Origin of the sequence: Ancylomarina euxina (assembly GCF_003863355.1) — a bacterium.
In the GTDB taxonomy this organism is placed as follows: domain Bacteria; phylum Bacteroidota; class Bacteroidia; order Bacteroidales; family Marinifilaceae; genus Ancylomarina; species Ancylomarina euxinus.
Map to the genome: position 1 here is coordinate 1 of NZ_QQWG01000017.1, position 21,728 is coordinate 21,728.

21 protein-coding genes are annotated in these 21,728 nt (G+C 35.5%); 16 read left to right on the plus strand and 5 right to left on the minus strand.

From position 1 onward, the window contains the following. The first annotated feature begins 515 nt into the window (after positions 1 to 515). The 9 genes from DWB61_RS14000 (at position 516) to DWB61_RS14040 (ending at position 8,676) form a co-directional block, all read left to right on the plus strand. Complete coding sequence (locus DWB61_RS14000) at positions 516 to 1,655, plus strand: AAA family ATPase (RefSeq protein ID WP_125031537.1); 1,140 nt, start codon at positions 516 to 518, stop codon at positions 1,653 to 1,655. A 140-nt stretch (positions 1,656 to 1,795) separates the two neighbouring features. After that, the gene (locus DWB61_RS14005; protein ID WP_125031538.1) at positions 1,796 to 2,425 is read left to right on the plus strand and encodes a hypothetical protein; all 630 of its coding nucleotides are present in this window, start codon (positions 1,796 to 1,798) and stop codon (positions 2,423 to 2,425) included. 902 nt (positions 2,426 to 3,327) lie between these two features. Then, on the plus strand, positions 3,328 to 4,206 hold the full coding sequence (gene rfbA / locus DWB61_RS14010; protein WP_125031539.1) for a glucose-1-phosphate thymidylyltransferase RfbA: 879 nt from the start codon (positions 3,328 to 3,330) through the stop codon (positions 4,204 to 4,206). Between the two features lie 80 nt (positions 4,207 to 4,286). Beyond that, positions 4,287 to 4,670 carry a GxxExxY protein gene (locus DWB61_RS14015; RefSeq protein ID WP_125031540.1) on the plus strand — a complete coding sequence of 128 codons (384 nt, stop codon included), beginning with the start codon at positions 4,287 to 4,289 and terminating at the stop codon, positions 4,668 to 4,670. Positions 4,671 to 4,840: 170 nt separating this feature from the next. After that, positions 4,841 to 5,389, plus strand: coding sequence for a dTDP-4-dehydrorhamnose 3,5-epimerase (rfbC, locus tag DWB61_RS14020; protein WP_125031541.1), 549 nt, complete (start codon positions 4,841 to 4,843; stop codon positions 5,387 to 5,389). 151 nt (positions 5,390 to 5,540) lie between these two features. After that, on the plus strand, positions 5,541 to 5,729 hold the full coding sequence (locus DWB61_RS17990) for a GxxExxY protein (protein WP_225423404.1): 189 nt from the start codon (positions 5,541 to 5,543) through the stop codon (positions 5,727 to 5,729). 294 nt (positions 5,730 to 6,023) lie between these two features. Continuing rightward, positions 6,024 to 7,073 carry a dTDP-glucose 4,6-dehydratase gene (gene rfbB / locus DWB61_RS14030; protein WP_125031542.1) on the plus strand — a complete coding sequence of 350 codons (1,050 nt, stop codon included), beginning with the start codon at positions 6,024 to 6,026 and terminating at the stop codon, positions 7,071 to 7,073. Between the two features lie 313 nt (positions 7,074 to 7,386). After that, on the plus strand, positions 7,387 to 8,268 hold the full coding sequence (rfbD, locus tag DWB61_RS14035; protein ID WP_191984784.1) for a dTDP-4-dehydrorhamnose reductase: 882 nt from the start codon (positions 7,387 to 7,389) through the stop codon (positions 8,266 to 8,268). 30 nt (positions 8,269 to 8,298) lie between these two features. Beyond that, positions 8,299 to 8,676 carry a GxxExxY protein gene (locus DWB61_RS14040; protein ID WP_125031543.1) on the plus strand — a complete coding sequence of 126 codons (378 nt, stop codon included), beginning with the start codon at positions 8,299 to 8,301 and terminating at the stop codon, positions 8,674 to 8,676. Between the two features lie 125 nt (positions 8,677 to 8,801). On the opposite strand, the gene DWB61_RS14045 is transcribed toward DWB61_RS14040, so the two are convergent. Together DWB61_RS14045 and DWB61_RS14050 are read right to left on the minus strand one after the other, a co-directional pair. Next, positions 8,802 to 9,197: a desulfoferrodoxin family protein gene (locus tag DWB61_RS14045; protein WP_125031544.1), complete on the minus strand. Its 396-nt coding sequence runs from the start codon at positions 9,195 to 9,197 to the stop codon at positions 8,802 to 8,804. 135 nt (positions 9,198 to 9,332) lie between these two features. Then, complete coding sequence (locus tag DWB61_RS14050) at positions 9,333 to 9,965, minus strand: peroxiredoxin (protein WP_125031545.1); 633 nt, start codon at positions 9,963 to 9,965, stop codon at positions 9,333 to 9,335. A 372-nt stretch (positions 9,966 to 10,337) separates the two neighbouring features. Between DWB61_RS14050 and DWB61_RS18025 the strand changes: the two genes are divergently transcribed. Together DWB61_RS18025 and DWB61_RS14060 are read left to right on the plus strand one after the other, a co-directional pair. Next, positions 10,338 to 12,605, plus strand: a complete 2,268-nt coding sequence (locus DWB61_RS18025) for an NADP-dependent malic enzyme (RefSeq protein WP_125031546.1) — start codon at positions 10,338 to 10,340, stop codon at positions 12,603 to 12,605. A gap of 247 nt (positions 12,606 to 12,852) precedes the next feature. Next, positions 12,853 to 13,458 (plus strand): trimeric intracellular cation channel family protein, encoded by a 606-nt coding sequence (locus DWB61_RS14060; RefSeq protein ID WP_125031547.1) that lies wholly within the window; start codon positions 12,853 to 12,855, stop codon positions 13,456 to 13,458. 42 nt (positions 13,459 to 13,500) lie between these two features. Here DWB61_RS14060 and DWB61_RS14065 read toward each other — a convergent pair whose 3' ends face one another. Then, positions 13,501 to 13,902 carry a hypothetical protein gene (locus tag DWB61_RS14065; RefSeq protein WP_125031548.1) on the minus strand — a complete coding sequence of 134 codons (402 nt, stop codon included), beginning with the start codon at positions 13,900 to 13,902 and terminating at the stop codon, positions 13,501 to 13,503. Positions 13,903 to 14,157: 255 nt separating this feature from the next. On the opposite strand from DWB61_RS14065, the gene DWB61_RS18030 reads away from it, so the two are divergent. Together DWB61_RS18030 and DWB61_RS14075 are read left to right on the plus strand one after the other, a co-directional pair. Beyond that, entirely contained in the window at positions 14,158 to 14,535 is a 378-nt protein-coding gene (locus tag DWB61_RS18030; protein WP_125031549.1) for a DUF7670 domain-containing protein, read from the plus strand. Between the two features lie 163 nt (positions 14,536 to 14,698). Next, positions 14,699 to 15,868, plus strand: coding sequence for an adenylate kinase (locus tag DWB61_RS14075; protein WP_125031550.1), 1,170 nt, complete (start codon positions 14,699 to 14,701; stop codon positions 15,866 to 15,868). A 35-nt stretch (positions 15,869 to 15,903) separates the two neighbouring features. On the opposite strand, the gene DWB61_RS14080 is transcribed toward DWB61_RS14075, so the two are convergent. Both DWB61_RS14080 and DWB61_RS14085 read right to left on the minus strand, forming a co-directional pair. Further along, a complete protein-coding gene (locus DWB61_RS14080) occupies positions 15,904 to 16,287 on the minus strand; it encodes a VOC family protein (protein WP_125031551.1) in 384 nt (127 codons plus the stop codon). A gap of 27 nt (positions 16,288 to 16,314) precedes the next feature. Then, positions 16,315 to 18,549: an alpha-L-rhamnosidase-related protein gene (locus DWB61_RS14085; RefSeq protein WP_125031552.1), complete on the minus strand. Its 2,235-nt coding sequence runs from the start codon at positions 18,547 to 18,549 to the stop codon at positions 16,315 to 16,317. A 167-nt stretch (positions 18,550 to 18,716) separates the two neighbouring features. On the opposite strand from DWB61_RS14085, the gene DWB61_RS14090 reads away from it, so the two are divergent. From DWB61_RS14090 to DWB61_RS14100, 3 genes are all read left to right on the plus strand, one after another. Further along, entirely contained in the window at positions 18,717 to 19,385 is a 669-nt protein-coding gene (locus tag DWB61_RS14090; protein ID WP_125031553.1) for a Crp/Fnr family transcriptional regulator, read from the plus strand. A gap of 206 nt (positions 19,386 to 19,591) precedes the next feature. After that, positions 19,592 to 20,878, plus strand: a complete 1,287-nt coding sequence (locus DWB61_RS14095) for a spondin domain-containing protein (RefSeq protein ID WP_125031554.1) — start codon at positions 19,592 to 19,594, stop codon at positions 20,876 to 20,878. Positions 20,879 to 21,129: 251 nt separating this feature from the next. Beyond that, positions 21,130 to 21,588: a hypothetical protein gene (locus DWB61_RS14100; protein WP_125031555.1), complete on the plus strand. Its 459-nt coding sequence runs from the start codon at positions 21,130 to 21,132 to the stop codon at positions 21,586 to 21,588. Positions 21,589 to 21,728: the final 140 nt, after the last annotated feature.

The window sequence follows — 21,728 nt, forward strand, 5'->3', positions numbered from 1 at the left end:
CTTAACTCAACAGCATTTAATTTAAACTCTCTACTAAATTTTCGTCTCTCTTTTTCCATTTTCTAAGATATAAATTATTAAGATAATTATACCTTAACTCACTGTCCAAGTAAATGTAGCAACTCCAGATAAAGGATAAAGGATAAAGGATAAAGGATAAAGGGAAAAGGGAAAAGGGAAAAGGGAAAAGGGAAAAAAGAAAAAAATAAGGCTGAGCATAGCTGGAGGCCTCCTTTGTAGAAACTGCTACGGCGAACGAAAAGGAAGGAAAGGCGGTGCATGGAGCGGAGCGTTGTATTGAGCTTGCCGAAATATCGAAATGATAAAGTGGCGTGCGATAATTGAAAACTGACAATCAGCAATCAATCCCGAATGGCAACCCGTGACTCGTGACCATTGACCGATAACCGACAGGCTGCGACCCACCTCTTGTCTTTCCCAATATAGTTTTGTATATTTCCAGTACGCATAATTGCGACACGCATATTTGTAACACGCATATTTGTAACACGCATATGAAAGCACATATCAATAACCCATTTAGTTTTGGTTCAATAGTCAAACACAATAAGTTTTGTAACCGTAAAGCAGAGTTGTTGCTTTTGAGCACTTACATAAAAGATGCTTATTCTGTTTGGTTATACTCTCCGCGTAGATATGGTAAATCGTCTTTGATTCAAAAAGTGTTAGAGGATCAGGAAATAAAAAGTATTTATCTGGACTTGTACAATGTGAAATCCTTAGATGATTTTTGCAGGAAATATGCCGATGCAATTGCAAAGAACTTATTCAGTTGGGATCAGAATATCAGTGTTTTGATCAAAAAACTTGCCGAGTATTTTACCCATTTTAAAACTTCAGTTTCCATAGATGAAAATGGATCACCCTCATTTGTGATCGAAAAATATGGAATTAAAGACCAAATGGATGTTGAACGTATTTTAAATATTCCTGCTCAAATCGCCAAGAAATATAAAAAGCCAATTTGTATCGCATTTGATGAGTTTCAGGAAATAAACAGAATTGAGCCATTTTTAATCAATTGGATGAGGTCTGCTTTTCAGGAACATGAAAATATTTCCTATATTTTTTTGGGGAGTCAACAATCATTGATGGAAGATATTTTTATTTCGGATTATTCTCCTTTTTATGAGTTTGCTGTAAAAATGAATATTGGTGAAATCAGTAAGGAGGACTGGAGATTTTTTATCAATCAAAAATTTGAAGAAAAGGGCTTAAAGCTTCTTCCGGAACACTTAAATCAGATCATTTTAAAATCGGAAGGGCACCCTCATTTTACACAATATTTTGCCTCTGTTGTTTTTGATATGATTCGTGCAGGTGTTGATCAGGAAAGGACTGATTTTAATGAGCTTTGGTTGGAGAAAATATTGCAAAGTCAATCCATGTTTTTACAAGATATTTATGATCAACTCACCAATATACAACGGCAGGTTATTTTTGTTATAGCGGTACTTAGAAAGGATGAAGAGCTTTTTTCTTCTGTTATACGCGATAGATATCAGCTTCCTGCGAGTTCTTCTATGCTTAGGGCGATTCAAAGCTTATCAAAGAAAAATTTAATTTTTAAAAAGGAGAAAGCTTATAAGATCATCAATCCTATATTCAGAGAATGGTTACTTCTCCTATCATAGATTGAATTATATTCGCTTAAATTTAAAACCGAATTGAACTTTTCGTCTTTTACTTTCCTTTTTCATTTAAGCTTGTTCTCTTTATCATTAGAATATTTTTATTGTACTTTCCCCTTAATAAACTATTTTTGAAAAAAAACATGATATTGGACAAAGAACTTAAGGAGGCTATTAGTCGTTTATCTTCGAAGGAAAAAGATAAGCTGATATTTCGATTATTGAAGAAGGATCCTAAGCTTGTAGATCGTTTATATTTTGATTTAGTCGACACCGACTCTATAGATATAAAAAGGCAAGAGATGGCGACTGTTGTTGATATAAAGATCGAAAGTATGACGACAGGATATTATAGCCCGGGTTATTTGCATATGGATATGAGGTATCTAAGTGGTGATATTTCTGACTATGTTAGAACAACCAGAGATCGCTATGGTGAGGTTAGTCTAAACCTTCAAATGTTAATTAAGGTTTTGCAGGCTAATAGCAGTAAAATATCTGATGCACCCTATTCTAAAGCTTACAAATGTTGTCTGTACATTATTGCCAGAGCATTTAAAATACTGACATTAATTAGTAAATTGCATGAAGATTATTTCATTGATCTGCAAATGGATTTGGAAAAGCTCGGTTATCAAATTGCTCAAAATGATTATTTAATGAAGCTAGCTATTCAGAATGGTTTGGATGTTAATTGGCTCATTGGTGGTGATATTCCCGATGATATTATCCAAATTCATAAAGATATCCGTAGTCAAGGCTTTTTAAAATAAGCTAGCTGTATCTTTGCGCTTGTCAGATAGTTCTGAGATGTTAAGGTTCAGTGATCTAATAAAGTCTATGAAGTCTAAAGAGTTATAAAGTCTGTAGTCCTGACAACCGATCGCATCCATAAAAGCTTTAGCGAAGATGGAAACTGATAACAGCTCTTTTAGCATGAGATAGCTTCGTCATACTTCCTCGCTAAGACAGTAAGTCATGAAGCTTTCTCTTTAATTAGTGTTTATTAGTGAAAATGAGTAGTTAAATTCTTTTCATCTGTGGTAGACTCAAATAGGTTTAGCAGTCGAAAAGTCTGAAAACCTGTAAGTGTATGACGAAGTCGTTCCTGACAGACTTATAAGAAAAAATTAGACGCTGATTATAATGATAAAATATGATGTAAATAATTAGTGAAAATCGAGCTTGCGAGTTAGATGAAGTCCATCAGTGTATACCGAGCTTGCGAGATCAATGAAATTAATTAGTGGTTAAATATTTTTTTTAATTTGTTTATATGTGGTTTAAAGTGTTAAGGAGTCATATGCTCCGAAGAACGCTCAATGCACCGCTATTGTCTAGTGACCAGTGTGACAAATATTTTCTTACAATTAGTGATCATTAGTGTCAATTAGTGGTTAAATATTTTTTTTATTTGTTTTCATCTGTGATTAAAACATTTTTTTTTGAGTTTACTGGCTAGCTCGTTAACATATTAGTGGTTTAATCTTTTTTTATCCACCGTAGCAGTTTTACTGCGAAGGAGGTCAATATCCTTTCTTTAACCTTTTTCCCTTTAACCTTTCTTTCCTTTTAAGCTTATTAGAGTATATTTGTTGATACATAAAAAATGATTAGATAACTTGTTTCGATCGGTAAAAATTGGTACGAATAGTTATCATCTAATACTCTAAGCATGAAAGGTATCATACTAGCAGGTGGATCAGGAACGCGTTTATACCCCATAACCAAAGGGGTGTCAAAACAGCTTCTGCCCATTTACGATAAACCGATGATCTATTACCCTCTCTCCGTTTTGATGCTGGCAGGTATTCAGGAGATATTAATTATATCCACACCCGAAGATCTACCCAATTTTATTAAATTATTGGGAACAGGGGAAGAATTGGGCTTGAAATTGTCCTATAAAGAACAGCCAAGTCCTGATGGTTTGGCACAGGCCTTTATCATAGGGGAGCACTTTATTGGGGATGATTCCGTTTGTATGGTTTTGGGAGATAACATCTTTTACGGACATGGCTTTACAGAACTCTTGCAGCAAGCACGTTATCATGTGGAACAAGATGGGAGTTCAAGCGTTTTTGGTTATTATGTGACTGATCCGGAGCGCTATGGTGTGGCTGGTTTCGATCAAGCTGGTAATGTGACTTCGATTATCGAAAAGCCTGAGAAACCCTTATCAAACTATGCAGTGATTGGTTTGTATTTTTATACCAATGATGTGATACAGATTGCCAAAGAAATGAAGCCATCTGCTCGTGGCGAATTGGAGATCACTTCGGTGAATCAGCACTATCTGGATCAAGGGAAGTTGAAGGTGGAATTGATGGGACGTGGTTATGCCTGGTTAGATACCGGAACCCATAAATCCTTATTGGATGCGAGTCAGTTTATCGAAACCGTAGAGACCCGACAGGGCTTAAAGATTGCTTGTTTGGAAGAGATCGCTTATAAGATGGGCTATATCACGGCTGATCAACTTAAAAAACTGGCAGAGCCTTTAAGTAAGAGTGGCTATGGCGAATACCTTTTGAAATTAATTACAGAGAAATAAACGATTATTTTCTAACCACTAATGGACTTCGTCGATCTCGCAAGCTCGGTAAACACTGATTGTCACTAATTTTAAAAAAAATGAAATCAGACAGAGATAATATTTATAAACAGGAGTGTTATGATATAGTAGGTTTATGTATGGCTGTTCACTCTGAATTAGGCCCTGGATTTCTAGAGGGAGTTTATCAAGAAGCCCTGGAGATTGAGTTTATTAAATCTGATATAGATCATATAAGAGAATGTCAGATTGAAATCAATTATAAAGGAATTATATTGGATAAGAGGTATTATGCTGATTTTTTGTGTCATAATGAGGTAATTGTTGAGCTGAAAGTTGTGAAATCACTCGATGATAATCATATGGCACAGTTAATGAATTATATGAAAGCTACAGACAAGAAAGTAGGCTTACTAGTTAACTTTGGTTCCCATAGCTTAGGATACAAGAGAGTCATTTTATAAATGTATAATTAGTGTCCATTAGTGCAAATTAGTGGTTAAATTATTTTTTCTGAGTCTACTTATTTATTTTGGTGTCAAAAGTCTCGAATACAAGAGAGTAATTTTATAATTAGTGTTCATTAGTGCAAATTAGTGGTTCTCATATTTGAATTTGCGGTTAAATTAAGAAAATGAATTATATAGAAACAAATATAACTGATGTATTCATTGTCGAACCCAAAGTATTTGGGGATGATAGGGGCTACTTTTTTGAATCATTTAACCAGAAGGCGTTTGAGAAACATGTGGGAAAGATCGATTTTATTCAGGACAATGAATCCAAGTCGACTAAAGGGGTGTTGAGAGGCTTGCACTTTCAGAAACCACCCTATACGCAGTCGAAGTTATTGCGTTGTATAGAAGGGGAAATCTTGGATGTGGTTGTGGATCTCCGCCAGGATTCAACCACATATAAACAGTCACTTTCAATTGTCTTAAGTGGAGAGAATAAGAAACAGATTTTTGTTCCTAAGGGCTTTGCACATGGTTTCCTGGTTTTGAGTGAAACCGCAACTATAGCTTATAAAGTGGATCAATATTATGCACCTGATTACGACTCAGGTATGGCCTGGAATGATGAAGAAATAAATGTTGATTGGGGAATTAATGCTGATGAAATTCAATTGTCAGAGAAAGATAAAGGTTTGAAGCCACTATCTGAAACTGAGAATCCATTCTAATACTTTTTTAACCACTAATTAGCACTGATTTTCACTAATTCGTTATTATAATGAAACCTAATGATAAAAATACTTTAAAGCAAGAGTGTTATGATATTATTGTTAATAATGAAGCAGTTGCATTAGCGGCTTGAATTCAGCAGGTGTTATATTGGATAAAAAGTATTATGCTGATTTTTTGTGTTATAATGAGATAATAGTTGAATTGAAAGCTTTGAAATCACTCGATGATAATCATATGGCACAAATAATGAACTGTATGAAAGCTACAAATAAAAAAGTTGGATTACTTGTTAACTTTGGTTCCCATAGCTTAGAATACAATAGAGTCATTTTATAAATGTATAATTAGTGTCCATTAGTGCAAATTAGTGGTTGAATTATTTTTTAATGAAGCTTCTAATTAATTTTGGTTCGACTAGTTTAGAGTATAAGCGTTTTATTCTTTAATCTGTGAAAATCTGCTAAATCTGTGGTTCATTTTTTTTTTATTAGAGATTGGAATAGACTATACTGGTTAACTTTGGTTCCCATAGCTTAGAATACAATAGAGTCATTTTATAAATGTATAATTAGTGTCCATTAGTGCAAATTAGTGGTTGAATTATTTTTATCAATGTGTAATCTGTGGTTTATGAAAAATATACTTATTACTGGTGGTGCAGGATTTATTGGTTCTCACCTTGTTCGTTTATTGGTTAATAAATACCCAAACTACCGTATCATTAATATGGATGTGCTGACTTATGCAGGGAATTTGGCTAATCTTAAGGATATAGAAGACAAAGAGAACTATGAATTTGTGAAGTGTGATATCTGCGATTTTGAAAAGGTTCAGAAAATCTTTCTGGATTATGAGATTGATGGAGTCATTCATTTAGCTGCAGAATCACATGTTGACCGATCCATAAAGGATCCTTTCTCTTTTGCTCAGACCAATGTGATGGGAACTTTAAGTCTATTACAAGTGGCAAAGTTTGCCTGGGAAGGACAGTTTGAAGATAAGTTGTTCTATCATGTTTCTACGGATGAGGTCTACGGATCGCTTGGAGAAGAAGGCTTCTTTACGGAAGAAACGGCCTATGATCCACATTCTCCTTATTCTGCATCTAAGGCTTCTTCCGATCATTTTGTGCGTGCTTTTCAGGATACCTTTGGTTTACCAACCGTCATTTCTAACTGTTCGAATAATTATGGAGCTTATCAGTTTCCTGAGAAGTTGATTCCGCTTTTCATCAACAATATCTGCAAAAATAAGCCGCTTCCTGTTTATGGTAAGGGTGAGAATGTTCGTGATTGGTTATTCGTAGAAGATCATGCTCGCGCTATTGATGTGATTTTCCATGGAGGAAAAGTAGGTGACACCTATAATATTGGAGGATTCAACGAGTGGAAGAACATCGATCTGATTAAGGTGATGATTAAAACGGTTGATCGCTTATTAGGTAGAGAAGAAGGAACTTCTGAAAAACTAATCACCTATGTGACCGATCGTGCTGGTCACGATTTACGTTATGCCATTGATTCAACTAAACTGAAAGATGAATTGGCTTGGGAACCTTCACTTCAATTTGAGGAAGGCATAGAAAAGACTGTAAAATGGTACCTTGAGAATACGGAATGGTTAGAGAATGTGACGTCTGGTGACTATCAGAAGTATTATGAATCCATGTATAAGGATTAAAGAAAATTCAAGGATAAAGTAACAAGGTTAAGGGATAAAGGAAAAACAAGGATAAAGGTGGAGTCCTAAAACCGACAACAGCTCTTCTATAATGAGATAGCTTCGTCATACTTCCTCGCTAAGACAATAGGTTTAGTCTTTCTATTTAATCAGTGGAAATTAGTGTTTATTAGTGGTTTAATATTTTGTAATCTATGGTTGATTTTTTTAAGTTAAGCTTGAAATAATTAATCCTTCGATCTTATTAACTTTAGGCAATAGCTCAGGGAAATGTCCGTTCTTTAGTTTATAATCCGTAAAATTTACTTCAACTGTGGTTCAATCTAAAAATAAAATACTAATAACTGGTTCCGGAGGCCAATTGGGATCTGAAATAAAAGCAATCAGTTCTGCCTATCCGGAATTGGAATTTGTCTGTCCTACTTCTAAAGAACTTGATATTTGTAATCAGCTTCTATTAAATGAATTTATTAAAGATCAGGGCTTTCAAGCTATCATCAATTGTGCTGGCTATACGGCAGTCGATAAGGCTGAACAAAATGCAGGGATAGCTGGCTTGGTTAATGCCAAGGCGGTTGGGCATTTGGTGGCTAGTAGCCAAAGGTATCAACTCAAATTGATTCATATTTCAACGGACTATGTTTTTGATGGAACAGCCAATCGACCTTATACCGAACGAATGCCGGTTTGCCCCTTAAGTGCTTATGGTAAAACGAAACGTGCCGGTGAAATGGAGATTATGCATTCCCCTACCAACTCGATTATCATCAGAACGTCGTGGATGTATTCTTCCTTTGGGAACAATTTTGTGAAAACCATGCTACGTTTGGGCGAAGAGAGAGAGGCTTTATCCGTTGTTTACGATCAGATTGGAACACCAACCTCGGCGAAAGATTTGGCTAAGGTCTGTTTGGATATTATCAGCAAGCCAGGACGCATGGATACAAAAGGCAAATTGTATCATTATTCCAATGAGGGCGTAGCATCCTGGTATGACTTTGCTCAGTCTATTATGGAGATGGCTAATATCAATTGTAAGTTAAATCCCATTGAATCGAAAGATTTTCCAACAGCAGCCAAACGACCTGCCTATTCGGTTCTGAATAAAGCCAAGATTAAGGCTGACTTTGGCATTGATATACCACATTGGCGTGTGTCTTTAGCTGAATGTATTCAACTAATAAAGAACCACTAATTAACACTAATTTCCACTAATGTTTTTATTATGAATAGTGATAATAAGTTTAAGCAAGAGTGCTATGATATTGTTGGTTTATGCATGCTTGTACATTCTGAATTAGGTGCTGGATTTTTAGAAGGTGTATATCAAGAAGCCCTAGAGATTGAATTGGTTAAAGCTGATATAGATCACATAAGGGAATGCCAAATCGAGATTAACTATAAAGGTGTTATACTAGATAAGAAGTATTATTCTGACTTCTTGTGTTATGATGAGATCATAGTTGAACTGAAGACTGTGAAATCTTTAGATGATAATCATATGGCACAACTCATGAATTATATGAAGGCCACAAACAAAAAAGTTGGTTTACTTGTTAATTTTGGAACTAAGAGTTTAGAATATAAGAGAGTTGTATTTTGAGAAATAATTAGTGCCCATTAGTGTTAATTAGTGGTTCTGTTAAAAATTTTAGATGATATGATATGATATAAAAATAGCCCAACAGTTATAAAACCATTGAGCTATTATCTTATAATGAAAGTAGATTAGGCCTCTACAGCAACTTTTTCTACTTCAACAATTTTCTCATCTGAATGCCAAAGACCATGCTTTGTGCAGAAAGCAGCAGCAGTCAACTTCATTTTTTTACCAGGAACGATATAGAAATCGACCTCAGCTTGATTTGGCGTGCTACCAAGTGCACCAGCAGTGAAGTTAGTTTGAGCTAACATGTTCTCTCCATCCCAAAGTTGAACCCAGGCAATATAATGATCGAAATCATCAGGATGTGGATAAGCATCACCAACTTTTACTTTTACAGTAAACTTTTCACCAGCCTTAGCTGAATCTTCGCAATGTAAAAATGCTGAGTGACGATCGATATAATCTTTTTTTCCTTCTCCTTCGATTGTTGTAATATCCTGGTATCTATTGATTTTCATTTTTGTTTCGTTTTTTTAGTCACTAGTAATTAGTCACTGTTGTTTTTTTATGATTTCTTTTAACAATGTTAGACTATAGTCGTTTAACAATGTAAGTATTTTACTTTATAGCCATAGAACAATATAGCTTCTTTTTTACTTGTCGCTTAGGTATTCCGAAACGCCTTCTTGAGTAGCTTCCATTGCTTTTTCACCCTTACTCCAGTTTGCAGGACAAACCTCACCGTTCTCTTCGAAATGTTGTAAAGCGTCAACCATACGGATGGCTTCATCTACACTTCTACCTAATGGTAAATCGTTAATGACTGAGTGACGAACGATTCCTTTTTTGTCGATAAGGAATAAACCTCGGTAAGCTACAGGAGCACCAGATATGACCGCATTACCTTCTTCATCGTAATCGTAGTCTGCAGCTAAAACACCAAAGTTTTCAGCAATAGTTTTAGAAAGATCAGCTACCAATGGATAAGTCACCCCTTTAATACCACCTTTGTTTCTCTCCGTGTTTAACCATGCAAAGTGAGAGAATTCTGAGTCTACAGAACAACCCACAACGGCAACATTGCGTTTTTCAAATTCCTCAAGTTTATCCTGGAAAGCGATTAGCTCTGTTGGACAAACAAAAGTAAAGTCAAGAGGGTAGAAGAAGAAAACAACTTCTTTTTTGCCTACAAATTGGTCCAATGAGAAACCTTCAGTGATTTGATTTCCGTTTAATACTGCGTTTGCCTGAAATGCAGGAGCTTTTCTTCCGATTAATGATTGCATTGTATTTAGATTTTAAGATTTATGACTCTTTTATTGTTTATGCTTACAAATGTATAGAGGGAGACTCTAACAGCCAAATTATATTAATCAATAATCTTTATCTCCATATCGAGAAATTTAATGCACGATGAGTACCAGTATGATTATGAAAACGATTAAAAATTAGAACTCCTTAAGCTAGTGAAATCATTGTGAAAAGGAAAGACATATTTCCTGATTTATAACTAGATTTGCGAAATCTTTGAGAGTCTTCAATTTTCAGATCGCCTTTAGACATAAAGGCGATGTATACTGAATATGAAATGACTTTAGAAAGATTTTCCAAACTTAAAATCGCCCATCTATTGGGTAAAAACAACACACAAGAGAGTTATGTCAAAACAAAAGTCAACTGACGCATTAAATTATCATTCGGAAGGACGTCCAGGGAAAATTGAAGTGATCCCTACAAAGCCTTACAGAACTCAACGTGATTTATCTTTGGCTTACAGTCCGGGAGTTGCAGAGCCTTGTCTTGAAATTGAAAAAAATCCTGAAGACGCCTATCGTTATACAGGAAAAGGAAACCTAGTTGCCGTTATTTCTAATGGTACCGCAGTACTAGGTCTTGGAAATATCGGAGCTCTAGCTGGTAAGCCAGTTATGGAGGGCAAAGGATTATTATTTAAGATTTTCTCTGATATTGATGTATTCGATATTGAGGTCGATGAGACGGATGTCGAAAAATTTATTCAAACCGTCAAGGCGATTGCTCCAACTTTTGGAGGAATTAACCTTGAAGATATTAAGGCTCCTGAGTGTTTCGAAATTGAGGAGAGATTGAAAGCAGAATTGGATATCCCAGTGATGCACGATGATCAACACGGAACGGCTATTATTTCAGCAGCAGGTTTATTGAATGCTCTGGAAATAGGGAAGAAGAAGATTGAAGATGTAAAAGTTGTCGTAAATGGCGCTGGTGCAGCTGCAGTTTCTTGTACTAAATTATACATTTCATTGGGTGTGAAGCCTGAAAATGTGGTGATGTGTGATAGCCGAGGTGTTATCAATGCTAAGCGTACTGACTTGAATAAGCAGAAGAAGCAATTCATCACTCAAAGAGATTTAACAACTTTGGCAGAGGCTGTTGTTGGATGTGATGTATTTCTAGGTCTTTCTGTTGGTGGATCTATGACAAAGGAGATGGTTTTATCTATGGCTCCGAATCCGGTTGTATTTGCACTAGCGAATCCAGATCCGGAAATTGGCTACGATGAGGCTATGGCCGTTCGTGACGATATTGTAGTGGCTACAGGTCGTTCGGATTATCCTAATCAGATTAATAATGTATTGGGATTCCCTTATATTTTCCGTGGTGCACTAGATGTAAGAGCGACTGCGATTAATGAAGAAATGAAAATTGCTTCGGTTCATGCTATTGCTGAGTTGGCAAAAGAGCCCGTTCCAGAGTCGGTGCATGCGGCATACGATGAAGCGAATATTACTTTTGGTAAGCATTACATCATTCCTAAAGCGATGGATCCTCGTTTGGTTTCGCGTGTAGCTGTAGCAGTGGCCAAGGCAGCTGTTGATTCAGGTGTCGCCCGTAAGACGGATATGGATTGGGATGCTTATGCTGAGGAATTGAAGTTGCGATTGGGAACTGAAAATGAATTGCTTCGTACGATCTTTAATAAGGCGAAGAAAGCACCTAAGCGTGTGGTATTCCCTGAGGCAAACAACTTTAATATTCTTAAGGCAGCTCAAATTGCACTTCACGAAGGAATTGCACAACCAATTTTATTGGGGAATACCGAGAATATTCAGCGATTGGTGAAAGAGAATGATCTGAATCTTGAAGGTGCGGAAATCATCGATATTCGTTCGGAAGCTGAGCGTGAGAGAAGAACACGTTATGCAGATATCTTATGTGCTAAGTTAGGTCGTAAAGGATTGGTACATAAAGAGGCGGTTGAGAAGATGTTCGATCGTAATTACTTTGGTGCAACTATGGTTGAGGCAGGTGATGCTGATGCTTTTATTTCAGGGTACGCAACTCGTTATTTCGAAACGTTAAACATTGCTGAAAAAGTAATTGGTAAGGAAGAAGGAATGAATTCGTTGGTTGGGATGAATATTGTGATGACTAAAAAAGGACCTTTATTCTTTGCAGACACCACTGTGAATTCTGAACCGACCGAGGAATCATTGATTGATACAACATTGATTACTGCTCGTGCTGTTAAGAAATTCAATCAGGAACCAGCAATGGCGATGTTGTCTTATTCGAATTTTGGCGCCGTAAAAACGGGTAGTCCACAACGAGTTCACAATGCCATTGAATTCTTGCACAAGAATCATCCTGATTTGGCTGTTGATGGCGAGATGCTATTGAATTTTGCAATGGATAAGAACTTGCGCGATGCAAATTTCCCATTCAATAAGCTTAAGGGTAAAGATGTGAACACACTTATCTTCCCTAACTTAAGTTCTGGAAATATTGCTTATAAGTTGATGCAAGATCTTGATGATTCTGAGAATATCGGACCAATTATCTTGGGAACAGCTAAGCCTTTTCACGTTGTACCAATGGGTTGTACGGTGCGTGAATTGATTAATATGACTGCTATTGCAGTTGTTGATGCTCAAGAAGAGAAGTAATATGATGATCGATGAACGATTAATAATTAGTGATAATACAGAAGTTATTTCTGACCTTTTGTGAAAATTTGTCTTTATTAGTTTTATGAACTGATAGTTGATTTTGATTCTCTAGAGGTTTTAAAAAATCATTTATTATCATTGATAATTAATCATTAACAAAAATAATAGAATGAGTCTCCTGATATAATTGGGAGGCTCATTTACTCATTTACAAAATAACACATTCATTCATTTACTAAAGCTTATGTCTGTAATCTACGCCCTTGATTTGATAGGAACTTTTGTTTTTGCAATCTCAGGAACTCTTTCAGCTGCCAATAAGAAACTCGATTTGTTTGGTGCTTTCTTTACTGGTTTTATAACCGCGATTGGTGGTGGAACATTGCGTGATTTGATATTGGGAAATTTCCCGGTAGCATGGATTTCTGATTTAAATTATCTGCTTGTTATAACGCTTGGTGTTATTGTAACCTTTTTGTTTAAGGGAATGATTATGCAACTAAAGAAAACCCTTTTTCTCTTTGATACAATTGGAATTGGTGTCTTCACAATTATTGGGATAGAGAAAGCTATTTCTTTGTCAATTCATCCCGCATTAGCTATTATTATGGGCTTGTTCTCTGCCGTAATGGGTGGGGTTATTCGCGATACTTTATGTAACGATATTCCTTTGATATTCAGAAAGGAAATCTATGCAGTGGCCTGTATAGTAGGTGGCTTATTGTTTTTATTTTTAAAATATTTGCAAGTTGATTCTACGGTTAATCTTTTTGTAACGGTCATCTGCATCATCGTTTTCAGGTTGGTCTGTATTCGGTACAAGTTAAGCTTGCCTGTTTTGAAATATTAGGAATAAAAAAACGAATCTCTGAAGATTCGTTTTTTTTTGTACTTAACTCATCGAGATGAGGTTGTCCAAATCGATGTATTTACTTGCATCATCTCCAAAGCCTTCGACATCTTTATCTGTGATTCGATACGTGCATTTCTCCCCATAGATTCCAGAGAACAGTATTTGCATTTCCTTATCTTCTTCATCTTGCATAATGATGCCATAAAGATTTTTATGAACCTTCTTTTTTTTAAGAGTCTTATTACAGGATGGACAGAACATATTTATTTTTTCTCCTTTCTCAACATTAAAGGAGGGGTGTTTCAATACGGTATAGTCACCCAGTTTCATACTTAAAAGAAGAATTCCTGTTTCTTTTTGACTATTTTTTGCAGCAATAATGATTTTATCGCCAACATTTAAAAAGCTTCGACAGTGTGGACAAATGTAATTTGCTTTCATAAGGCTTCATTTTTAAGTTTTATTCCAATAGTTTGCTGCTACTTATAAGAGTTCTGAATTCTATAAATAAGATAAGGCGAAAAAAGCAGAAAGTCAATAAATAATAGACTTCAATGTGTTAACAGATTACATCTATAGATTTGAATATTATTTATGTGTAGGAAAATATTCAGAATAAGCTAGGTATAAATTTTTAAAACCTTAATTATTCATCTATATTTGAAAATATCATTAACGATTCTTTAATACACATAAATGCTTAAATTAATCATCTCAATCATTCGTTGGCTTGCACGATTCCTAGGGGTGTTTCTATTCCTGTTTTTTGCATGGTTCGCTATAGAATTTGGTATCGATGATCCCTCTCATATGAGTCCTCAATTGCTTAAACTTTTTTATACGCATATGCTCATGATGTTCGCTTTGCTGATTGTTTGGCGATACGAATTGCTTGGGGGTATTATTTTAGTTATAGCGTATTCTTATTTTTCTATAATAAACCATACTTTCTGGACCAACCCCATTTATCCCATCTTCTTTTTTATTGGATTACTACATCTTTTTTCGTGGGTTTTCCGCTATGGCGTCAAACTAATAAGGGGCGGTTTTCTTGTTCGCTATTTATTTCGCTAGTTTCTTTTATCGTTTTCTTAAGAAGATGACTTGCAATTTATTTCAGGGGCAGTGATAAATCAATCATGACATTTTCGTATAAATTTTTAAATTAATATGTAGGCTTATCTTTTTTTTCTAATTTTGATCGCTAAACAAGGATAACAAACATTAATATCTACGCATGTTAAATATAGCACTATTCGGCCCTCCGGGTGCTGGTAAGGGAACTCAATCTAAAATGCTGGTTGAGAAATACAATCTGGCTTATATCTCTACAGGTGATATTCTGCGAGCAGAAATTGCTGAAGGTAGTGAGCTAGGTCTTCAAGCTAAAGATATCATTAAACAAGGAGGTTTGGTTCCTGATGAAATCATTGTTCAGATTATTGAGGAAAGAATAACCTCTAATACTGAGGTGAATGGTTTCTTATTTGATGGATTTCCTCGTACCACTGTTCAGGCTTATATTTTAGAAGGCTTATTGCTTAAACTGAATACTAAACTTGATTGTATGTTGAGTTTGGAAGTTCCCAACGAACATTTGAAAAATCGTCTTCTTAAGCGTTCTCAAACTGAAAATCGATCTGATGATACCGAAGAGGTTATCAATGTTCGAATTAAGGAATATGACACTAAAACAGCTCCTGTTGCTGAGTTTTATGAAGAAAAGGAAATTTATCATCCTATTGATGGAATGGGAGATGTTGAAGAAATTTTTGGACGATTAACTTCTGTTGTTGATCAGACTGTTGAGCGTTCATGGATTAATATGGTTCTTTTAGGCCCTCCAGGTTCTGGAAAAGGGACTCAAGGTCGTATGTTGGCTAAAAAATTCAATTTGGTTTATATCTCCACTGGTCACCTGATGCGTCAGGAGATTAAGAAAGGAACTGAAATGGGGATCAGTGCCAAGGAATATATTGAAAAAGGAGATATTGTGCCAGATGAGATTGCCATTAAACTGATTGAACGTCAGATTAAAACTCATCCTGATGCCAATGGTTTTATTTTTAAAGGATTCCCTCGTACCATTGTTCAAGCCTATATTCTTGATGGCCTATTAAGAAAAATGCAATCGACAATTACAACAGCTTTGGAACTTGAGGTTTCTACTTTAGAATCGATTAAGCGTTTAGCAGCTCGGGGTAAGACATTTAGTCGTAGAGCTTATGATGCGGATACCGACATTATTATTCACCGCTTAGAGCAATACGAAAAGCGTAGTTCTAAAGTAAGTGAATATTACGATAAGCAAAATAAAATTAGAGTTGTAAATGGTGTTGGAAACGAAGAAGATATCTTTGAACATCTTTCTCAATCAGTTAGCGAGGCACTTAAGACAATACGATAAGTAGCCCATGCAACTAAAATATGAAATCCTGATTCTTAAGAATCAGGATTTTTCTTTTTAAATTCGATCAGTTCTATAGGTGCGCCATTGTGCCTAATCATGGCGACTCTCACGTCATCCATCGGCGAATTGGGCTCTGCTAATAGTTCAAACTTATGTTTTTCCAGTTCATGATCTAAATCATTAACCTCAAAAGCCAGATGTGGGACTGATTGAATAAGCTCATGCATGGGACTATCAGAGTCAAATCGCATCCATTCTATACCAAAAGGGCTTTCAGAAAATCCAGAGATGTAAAATTTAAATTGAGCTAAATAACGTTCATTGGGCATTTTTATTGATGTAGGAATACCCAAATGATGATATTTCCATCCCCAATCTTCCGTTACTTTGGGTAATTCATGCTCTTTTCTTGTCATCTTGAAATTACTTGTTTATGTTGACGATTAGTCAATTTTTCTTATTCTAATCTGATCGATAAGTGCAGCTGTATTTTTGATATTTTGATTTTCGTTGAATCTCTCAAGTTTCAAGTTTAAATCGTTGCTACCTTTTTTCAAATTGATTTTAAGGGTGTTCGAAAATCCCCAGTTTTTCCAATCATCCTCACCACGTTGTGGAAATACCACAGTCCCTAAATAGTCATGCGAAACCCACAGGCTGCGGGTAGCACATTGATTATTGCTGGTTAAAGACCCATTACCATTGGCATACCTGAAATCTATATAATAAGTTCCCGATTCTTTGACCTTTAACTTGAAAATGAAGTTGGGATTCTTTTTAGGATTAAGCTCGATGTAGGGATTCTTCTGATTGGAGAACCACTCAGCTTCAATAATCTGAAATTTTTCCTTGGGATTAATGTAAACTGGCTCACTTAAAAATGATTGATACTTATTCTTATCTACACTTTCCAGCTGATATTCACAATTGATTTTTGACTCTGGAAGTTGAAAAACCGTATCTCGAGTTTCATGAATTAATTTACCATTACAGAAAATTCGATACTTCCTCTCATCTTCATGATGTTGCCAAACCAAACTTGAATCAATTAACTTAACTTGTGGTATTTCGGGTGAAAACGCATTTTGCTTTAATTTAATTTTCGATCGATATGACATATTATTTGTCATCTCGATAACGATTTTATGGTGCCCTTTGAGCAGACCAGAGACTTCATTTTCATTTAAAGGAAAGCTATCAATCATGAATGAATTGATTTGATTTCCAAAACCTAAAACCTTAATATCCAAAGTAGAGTTTCTATACTTGAGATTTGTAATATTCATTTCACCTTTAAAATCTCTAGGAATAAACGGGCTAATCTGAAGGTGATCTTCTTTAAAATTTAAACCAAATAGGACTCTGTAAATACTGGATAAAGAACCCGCGACACTCCAAAGTTGTCTGTTCGAATTAATTGCAGTTCCTTTAAAATCACCTGTTTCAGCCACCATGTTTTCCTTGTTGGTCAGAAATAAGGCTGATGATCTGATTAAAGATGCTAAACCCTGTTTTACAGATTCGTCATTTTTAGTTTTTGTAGATGCCCAATTCCAATAAGCTTGTACAAAAGGCCAAATACTATTATTGTGATAAGGCGAAATGTTTGGAATTTGAGGGTAGAAGCATGGCACACCATAAGGTAGTTGAACCGTATTCATAATGATCTGCTTTTTTTGCTCATCATCAGCAATATCAAAAAGGATACAAAGGCTTTGTCCTAGATTCTCCGTTCGATTTGAAAGCAAGGGTGAGCGTGAATTGTATTTAAATTGAGCATAAACCTTTTTGTCTTTTATCCAGAATTTCTCATTAATACTTTTCTTTAAGGCTTTGGATATATGTTGATATTTTTGAGTGTCATGATTAAGTATTTTACCCATTTTTGATAAAATAATTAAGTTTTGATAATGCACAGCCTGAGTACTTAGTGAAAATGCACTGTAAATATCTTTGGCATCCATCCACTTGGGATAGCTTTGTTCTCTCCAATCGAGAAATGAAGACTCTCCTTTAAAAAGATGTTCATTATAGTCCCAAACGACATTCAGATCGGTTTCTGTCGATTTTTTTATAATAGAATAAGCTTTTTTAAGCCATTGTTTATCTCCTGTACTGAGATAAATCTCCCAAGCTGCTGTTGACCAAATCATCCTATCCGAACTAATGGGCCAGGATCCACCTGTACCTGTATCTTGAATGATCCTCCCATTTTTAACCTTATGCAGCAGGCTTTTTTTAGATATCTCGGGATTTGTAATGGCTAATGCTAAAATAACAGAGTAACTGATATCTCGCGTCCAAACACCTTTCCACTTTTCTCCGGTATCAAATAAGCTATCCTGATTAATATTCATCTCTAACTCCTCCAAAGACATATTATATAGTGCATTTAGAATTTGAAAGTGGGAATCAAATTTAGGATAGTGTGAGATATCTTTGGTGAGATGCCAATGAAGCGTATCATTTTTAGTTTTTGTACTATCAGTAGGATAATTGGATATAAGATGAGTGGCACTTAATGCTTTTGCATAAAAGTCACCTTGTTTTACAGCATCTGGAAATACCTTATATTCTTGTGAATGATGCAAATTGATCTGATTAAAATCACAACTAGAAATCAAAACAGAACAAAAAACGATACTTAAGTATTGTATGAATAAGCCGTATGGTTTCATAGATTAGTTTTAGTGTCAGTTTAAAGATAGTCGAAAATGATCAGCAAAAAAACTGTTTGAAAGCTTGAAGACGCGGTGATTGCTTGATTCTTAAACAAGAAGGTTATTGCTTATTGAATTCAATCAAAAAAGCATTAAATTAAAGTACTCATAAATGAATGATGTGGATGAAAGATAATATATGGTGTTTAGAGGATGTGAATTTGTATCATATTCTATGTCCTCATAAGTTAAAAGATTTTGCAGAGAATCATTTTCAGAATTTTAAGAATGGTGACTTTATTTATTTTCCTGGAGATACTTCTAAAAGAGTATTCATGATAAGTAAAGGGAAGGTTAAGATTGTATCATATAATGAAAAAGGTGATGAACTTGTTAAAGCGATATTAGGGAAGGGGGAAATATTTGGTGAAAAAGTCATTTTAGGAGCTAATGAGAGAGCGGATTATGCCATGGCTTGTACAGAACCAACACTGCTGTGTCCAATGGATTTACCAACTATGTATAAGTTGATGCGTGATAACGAAAAGTTTGGTTTATCCATTTATAAGCTTATTGGATTGAGACTTAAGAAAATGGAACGTCGGTTTGAGTCCCTTCTTTTTCATGATGTTCGCACCCGTTTGTGCGAGTTTATCAAAGACTTAGCTGACGAGAATGGAAAAAAACGAGCTGGTCTAATTTGTATCAGTCATTTTTACACTCAAAAAGACTTTGCCGACTTAATTGGAACGAAACGAGAAACGGTTACTCGACTCTTTAATGAATTAAAGCAAGAAGGAATCATTAATTATTCTAGAAAGGAAATTCAAATTCTGTGTTACGATAAGCTATAATTTTGTGCTTATACAAAGTGCGGAATATCGAAATATATGGATTAAGAAGAGCTGCAATATTAATTATTGCAGTTTTTTTTATGAGAATGAGCAAATGTGATGCAGCTTACATTTTAAGGCAAGTCAATAACCTAATTTTAAATTATTGAATTTTTTGGAAGGGATTGACTATTAAATTCATAATTGAAACGTATAACATTTTTATCATGAAAAATTTAATTTACGCCTTAGTTGCAAACATTTTCCTTTTGTCATCATGTCTTGATGATGATACAAAGATGATTCCCATTGAGAAAGGAACTTTTACATTAAAGTTTGAAAATATTCAAATGGGAAAAGCCTATTTTAATTCTGGAACAACAGATGGGATAGGGCCTGGAGGAAGCTATACTTTTAGTTTTAATGCAGGGAAAGGAGCGAAGCTTTCCTTGGCGACGATGCTAGCCCAGACGAATGATTTGTTTTATGCATTTGGAGATGAGGGTGTTTCTCTTTATACGGTAGGTGGCGATGCTGTTGTTGGAGATCTTAGTTCCGAATTAATGCTCTGGGATGCCGGTACGGAGGTGAATCAAATGCCAGGAACAGGTGCTGATCAGGCACCACGTCAAGCAGGTCCAAATACAGGTGCTGCCGAGAATGGAACCGTAAAGTTGATAGCTGATGTGAACGATGGATATACCTATCCAGCACTTTCAGAAGTCATAAAAGTGGAATTGTCTCATGACAGTGGAACGGAGTTTACAGTAACTTTGACAAATGTATCGGATACGTATGTCTTCCAGTCACCTTTGGCTCCTGGCGTGTGGGTTGTTCACAACGATGGTATGCCTATATTTACAGAGAACCAAGCTGCTGCCAATGGATTGGAGGGGCTTGCTGAAGATGGTATGAATGCTGAATTGGCCACTTATTTAGCTAATATGAGTGGTTATGTGTCTCCTTTTGCTCCAGGCGTATTTGCCATTAGTAATCAGGTGTATCCTTTATTTGAAGATGCTAAACCGGATAGGGGTGCAGGCTTGGAAGCCTTAGCAGAAGATGGTCGCCCAGATGCGTTGGATGCAAGTCTTGATGCTATGGCACATATTTGGTCTCATGGTGTATTTTCTATACCCAATGGAATGAGTTCGGGAGCACCTATATTCCCTGGTGAGTATTATGAATTTAGTTTTGAAGCTCAGGAAGGTGATTATTTAAGTCTGGCGAGTATGTTGGTCCAATCGAATGATTTGTTTGTTGCCTTTGATGATATGGGGCTGGCTTTGTTTAATAATGGTGTTGCAAAAACAGGTGATATTACCAGTATGCTTATGATTTGGGATGCAGGCACCGAAGAGAACGAATATCCAGGTGCGGGAAATAATCAAGCGCCTCGTCAAATTGCTGCTAATACTGGCACTAGTGAATCTAAAACAGTTAGGCTAGTCGATAATGAGTTTGTTTTGCCATCGGTAGAACAATTAGTAAGAGTAACGATTAGTTTCAATTAGAGTGGTGTCAAATTGTTTATTCTGAATTGCAGGGAGTCTTTCATAGGACTCCTTTTTTCTTTTTTAATGATCTTGCCTTGGTTAAGCTTGTGGTGTAAATGAGACGATTGATCGAAATAACAGTGGTGATTAACAATTATTAACAGTTTATTGGCATTTCAAATTCACCCATAATATACTTTTGGGGGTCTTAAGGAATAGAACGTATTAAATGTGTTCACATTCATAAATGTTAGGATAGACTGCAATAAATGAAGAAACTATTTCGAAATACAATCTCAATTCTCCTGTTGGTTTTTTACCTAACAGGATTTTGTGGTTTGAATTTGTTGAAGCATTCTTGTTTTGCATGTCATCAGGATGATTTTCATCTGATTTATGATTTAGATAATTGTGGCGATGAAATGCATGTGTGTAAATCTGATCCACATCCCCATGTTATTCACTTTCATGGGAATTCTTCTCATGCGCATTTTAATAGTGAACCATGCTGTGCTTTAGAATTAATTTATCTAAAGAATTATCCCAAGACCTTAGTAAAACAAGTTGTGAAATCACCTTTGGTTTCTAGTCTTGATTTATTTTTATGTGTTGATTTGCACTTTCATAATTTTATTGATACGGGCAATGAAGTCAACAATGATGACCTCCAAAAAATTATTGATCCCCCTGAAATAACACAAGAATTATTGTGTTGCTACCGTTGTTGATACCTATTTGTTAGTTATACGAATAGCTTAATTTTTAGGCTCCATGTGCGAGCTATGTAAGCTATAATTAATTTAATCTCACACAATTACTTACATGTTTGGCCTTAAACTCTATTGGGTAAGGTCTGTCATGACGCGTA

Coding starts and splice junctions, on each gene's coding strand:
- DWB61_RS14065 (WP_125031548.1), bottom strand. CDS start 13,902: ATGAAAGCAAATTACATTTGTCCACACTGTCGAAGCTTTTTAAATGTT.
- rfbC (WP_125031541.1), top strand. CDS start 4,841: ATGAATTATATAGAAACAAATATAACTGATGTATTCATTGTCGAACCC.
- DWB61_RS14090 (WP_125031553.1), top strand. CDS start 18,717: ATGAAAGATAATATATGGTGTTTAGAGGATGTGAATTTGTATCATATT.
- DWB61_RS14000 (WP_125031537.1), top strand. CDS start 516: ATGAAAGCACATATCAATAACCCATTTAGTTTTGGTTCAATAGTCAAA.
- DWB61_RS14075 (WP_125031550.1), top strand. CDS start 14,699: ATGTTAAATATAGCACTATTCGGCCCTCCGGGTGCTGGTAAGGGAACT.
- rfbB (WP_125031542.1), top strand. CDS start 6,024: ATGAAAAATATACTTATTACTGGTGGTGCAGGATTTATTGGTTCTCAC.
- DWB61_RS14005 (WP_125031538.1), top strand. CDS start 1,796: ATGATATTGGACAAAGAACTTAAGGAGGCTATTAGTCGTTTATCTTCG.
- DWB61_RS14060 (WP_125031547.1), top strand. CDS start 12,853: ATGTCTGTAATCTACGCCCTTGATTTGATAGGAACTTTTGTTTTTGCA.
- DWB61_RS14015 (WP_125031540.1), top strand. CDS start 4,287: ATGAAATCAGACAGAGATAATATTTATAAACAGGAGTGTTATGATATA.
- DWB61_RS18025 (WP_125031546.1), top strand. CDS start 10,338: ATGTCAAAACAAAAGTCAACTGACGCATTAAATTATCATTCGGAAGGA.
- DWB61_RS14040 (WP_125031543.1), top strand. CDS start 8,299: ATGAATAGTGATAATAAGTTTAAGCAAGAGTGCTATGATATTGTTGGT.
- DWB61_RS14080 (WP_125031551.1), bottom strand. CDS start 16,287: ATGACAAGAAAAGAGCATGAATTACCCAAAGTAACGGAAGATTGGGGA.
- DWB61_RS14050 (WP_125031545.1), bottom strand. CDS start 9,965: ATGCAATCATTAATCGGAAGAAAAGCTCCTGCATTTCAGGCAAACGCA.
- rfbA (WP_125031539.1), top strand. CDS start 3,328: ATGAAAGGTATCATACTAGCAGGTGGATCAGGAACGCGTTTATACCCC.
- DWB61_RS14045 (WP_125031544.1), bottom strand. CDS start 9,197: ATGAAAATCAATAGATACCAGGATATTACAACAATCGAAGGAGAAGGA.
- DWB61_RS14095 (WP_125031554.1), top strand. CDS start 19,592: ATGAAAAATTTAATTTACGCCTTAGTTGCAAACATTTTCCTTTTGTCA.
- DWB61_RS14085 (WP_125031552.1), bottom strand. CDS start 18,549: ATGAAACCATACGGCTTATTCATACAATACTTAAGTATCGTTTTTTGT.
- DWB61_RS14100 (WP_125031555.1), top strand. CDS start 21,130: ATGAAGAAACTATTTCGAAATACAATCTCAATTCTCCTGTTGGTTTTT.
- DWB61_RS18030 (WP_125031549.1), top strand. CDS start 14,158: ATGCTTAAATTAATCATCTCAATCATTCGTTGGCTTGCACGATTCCTA.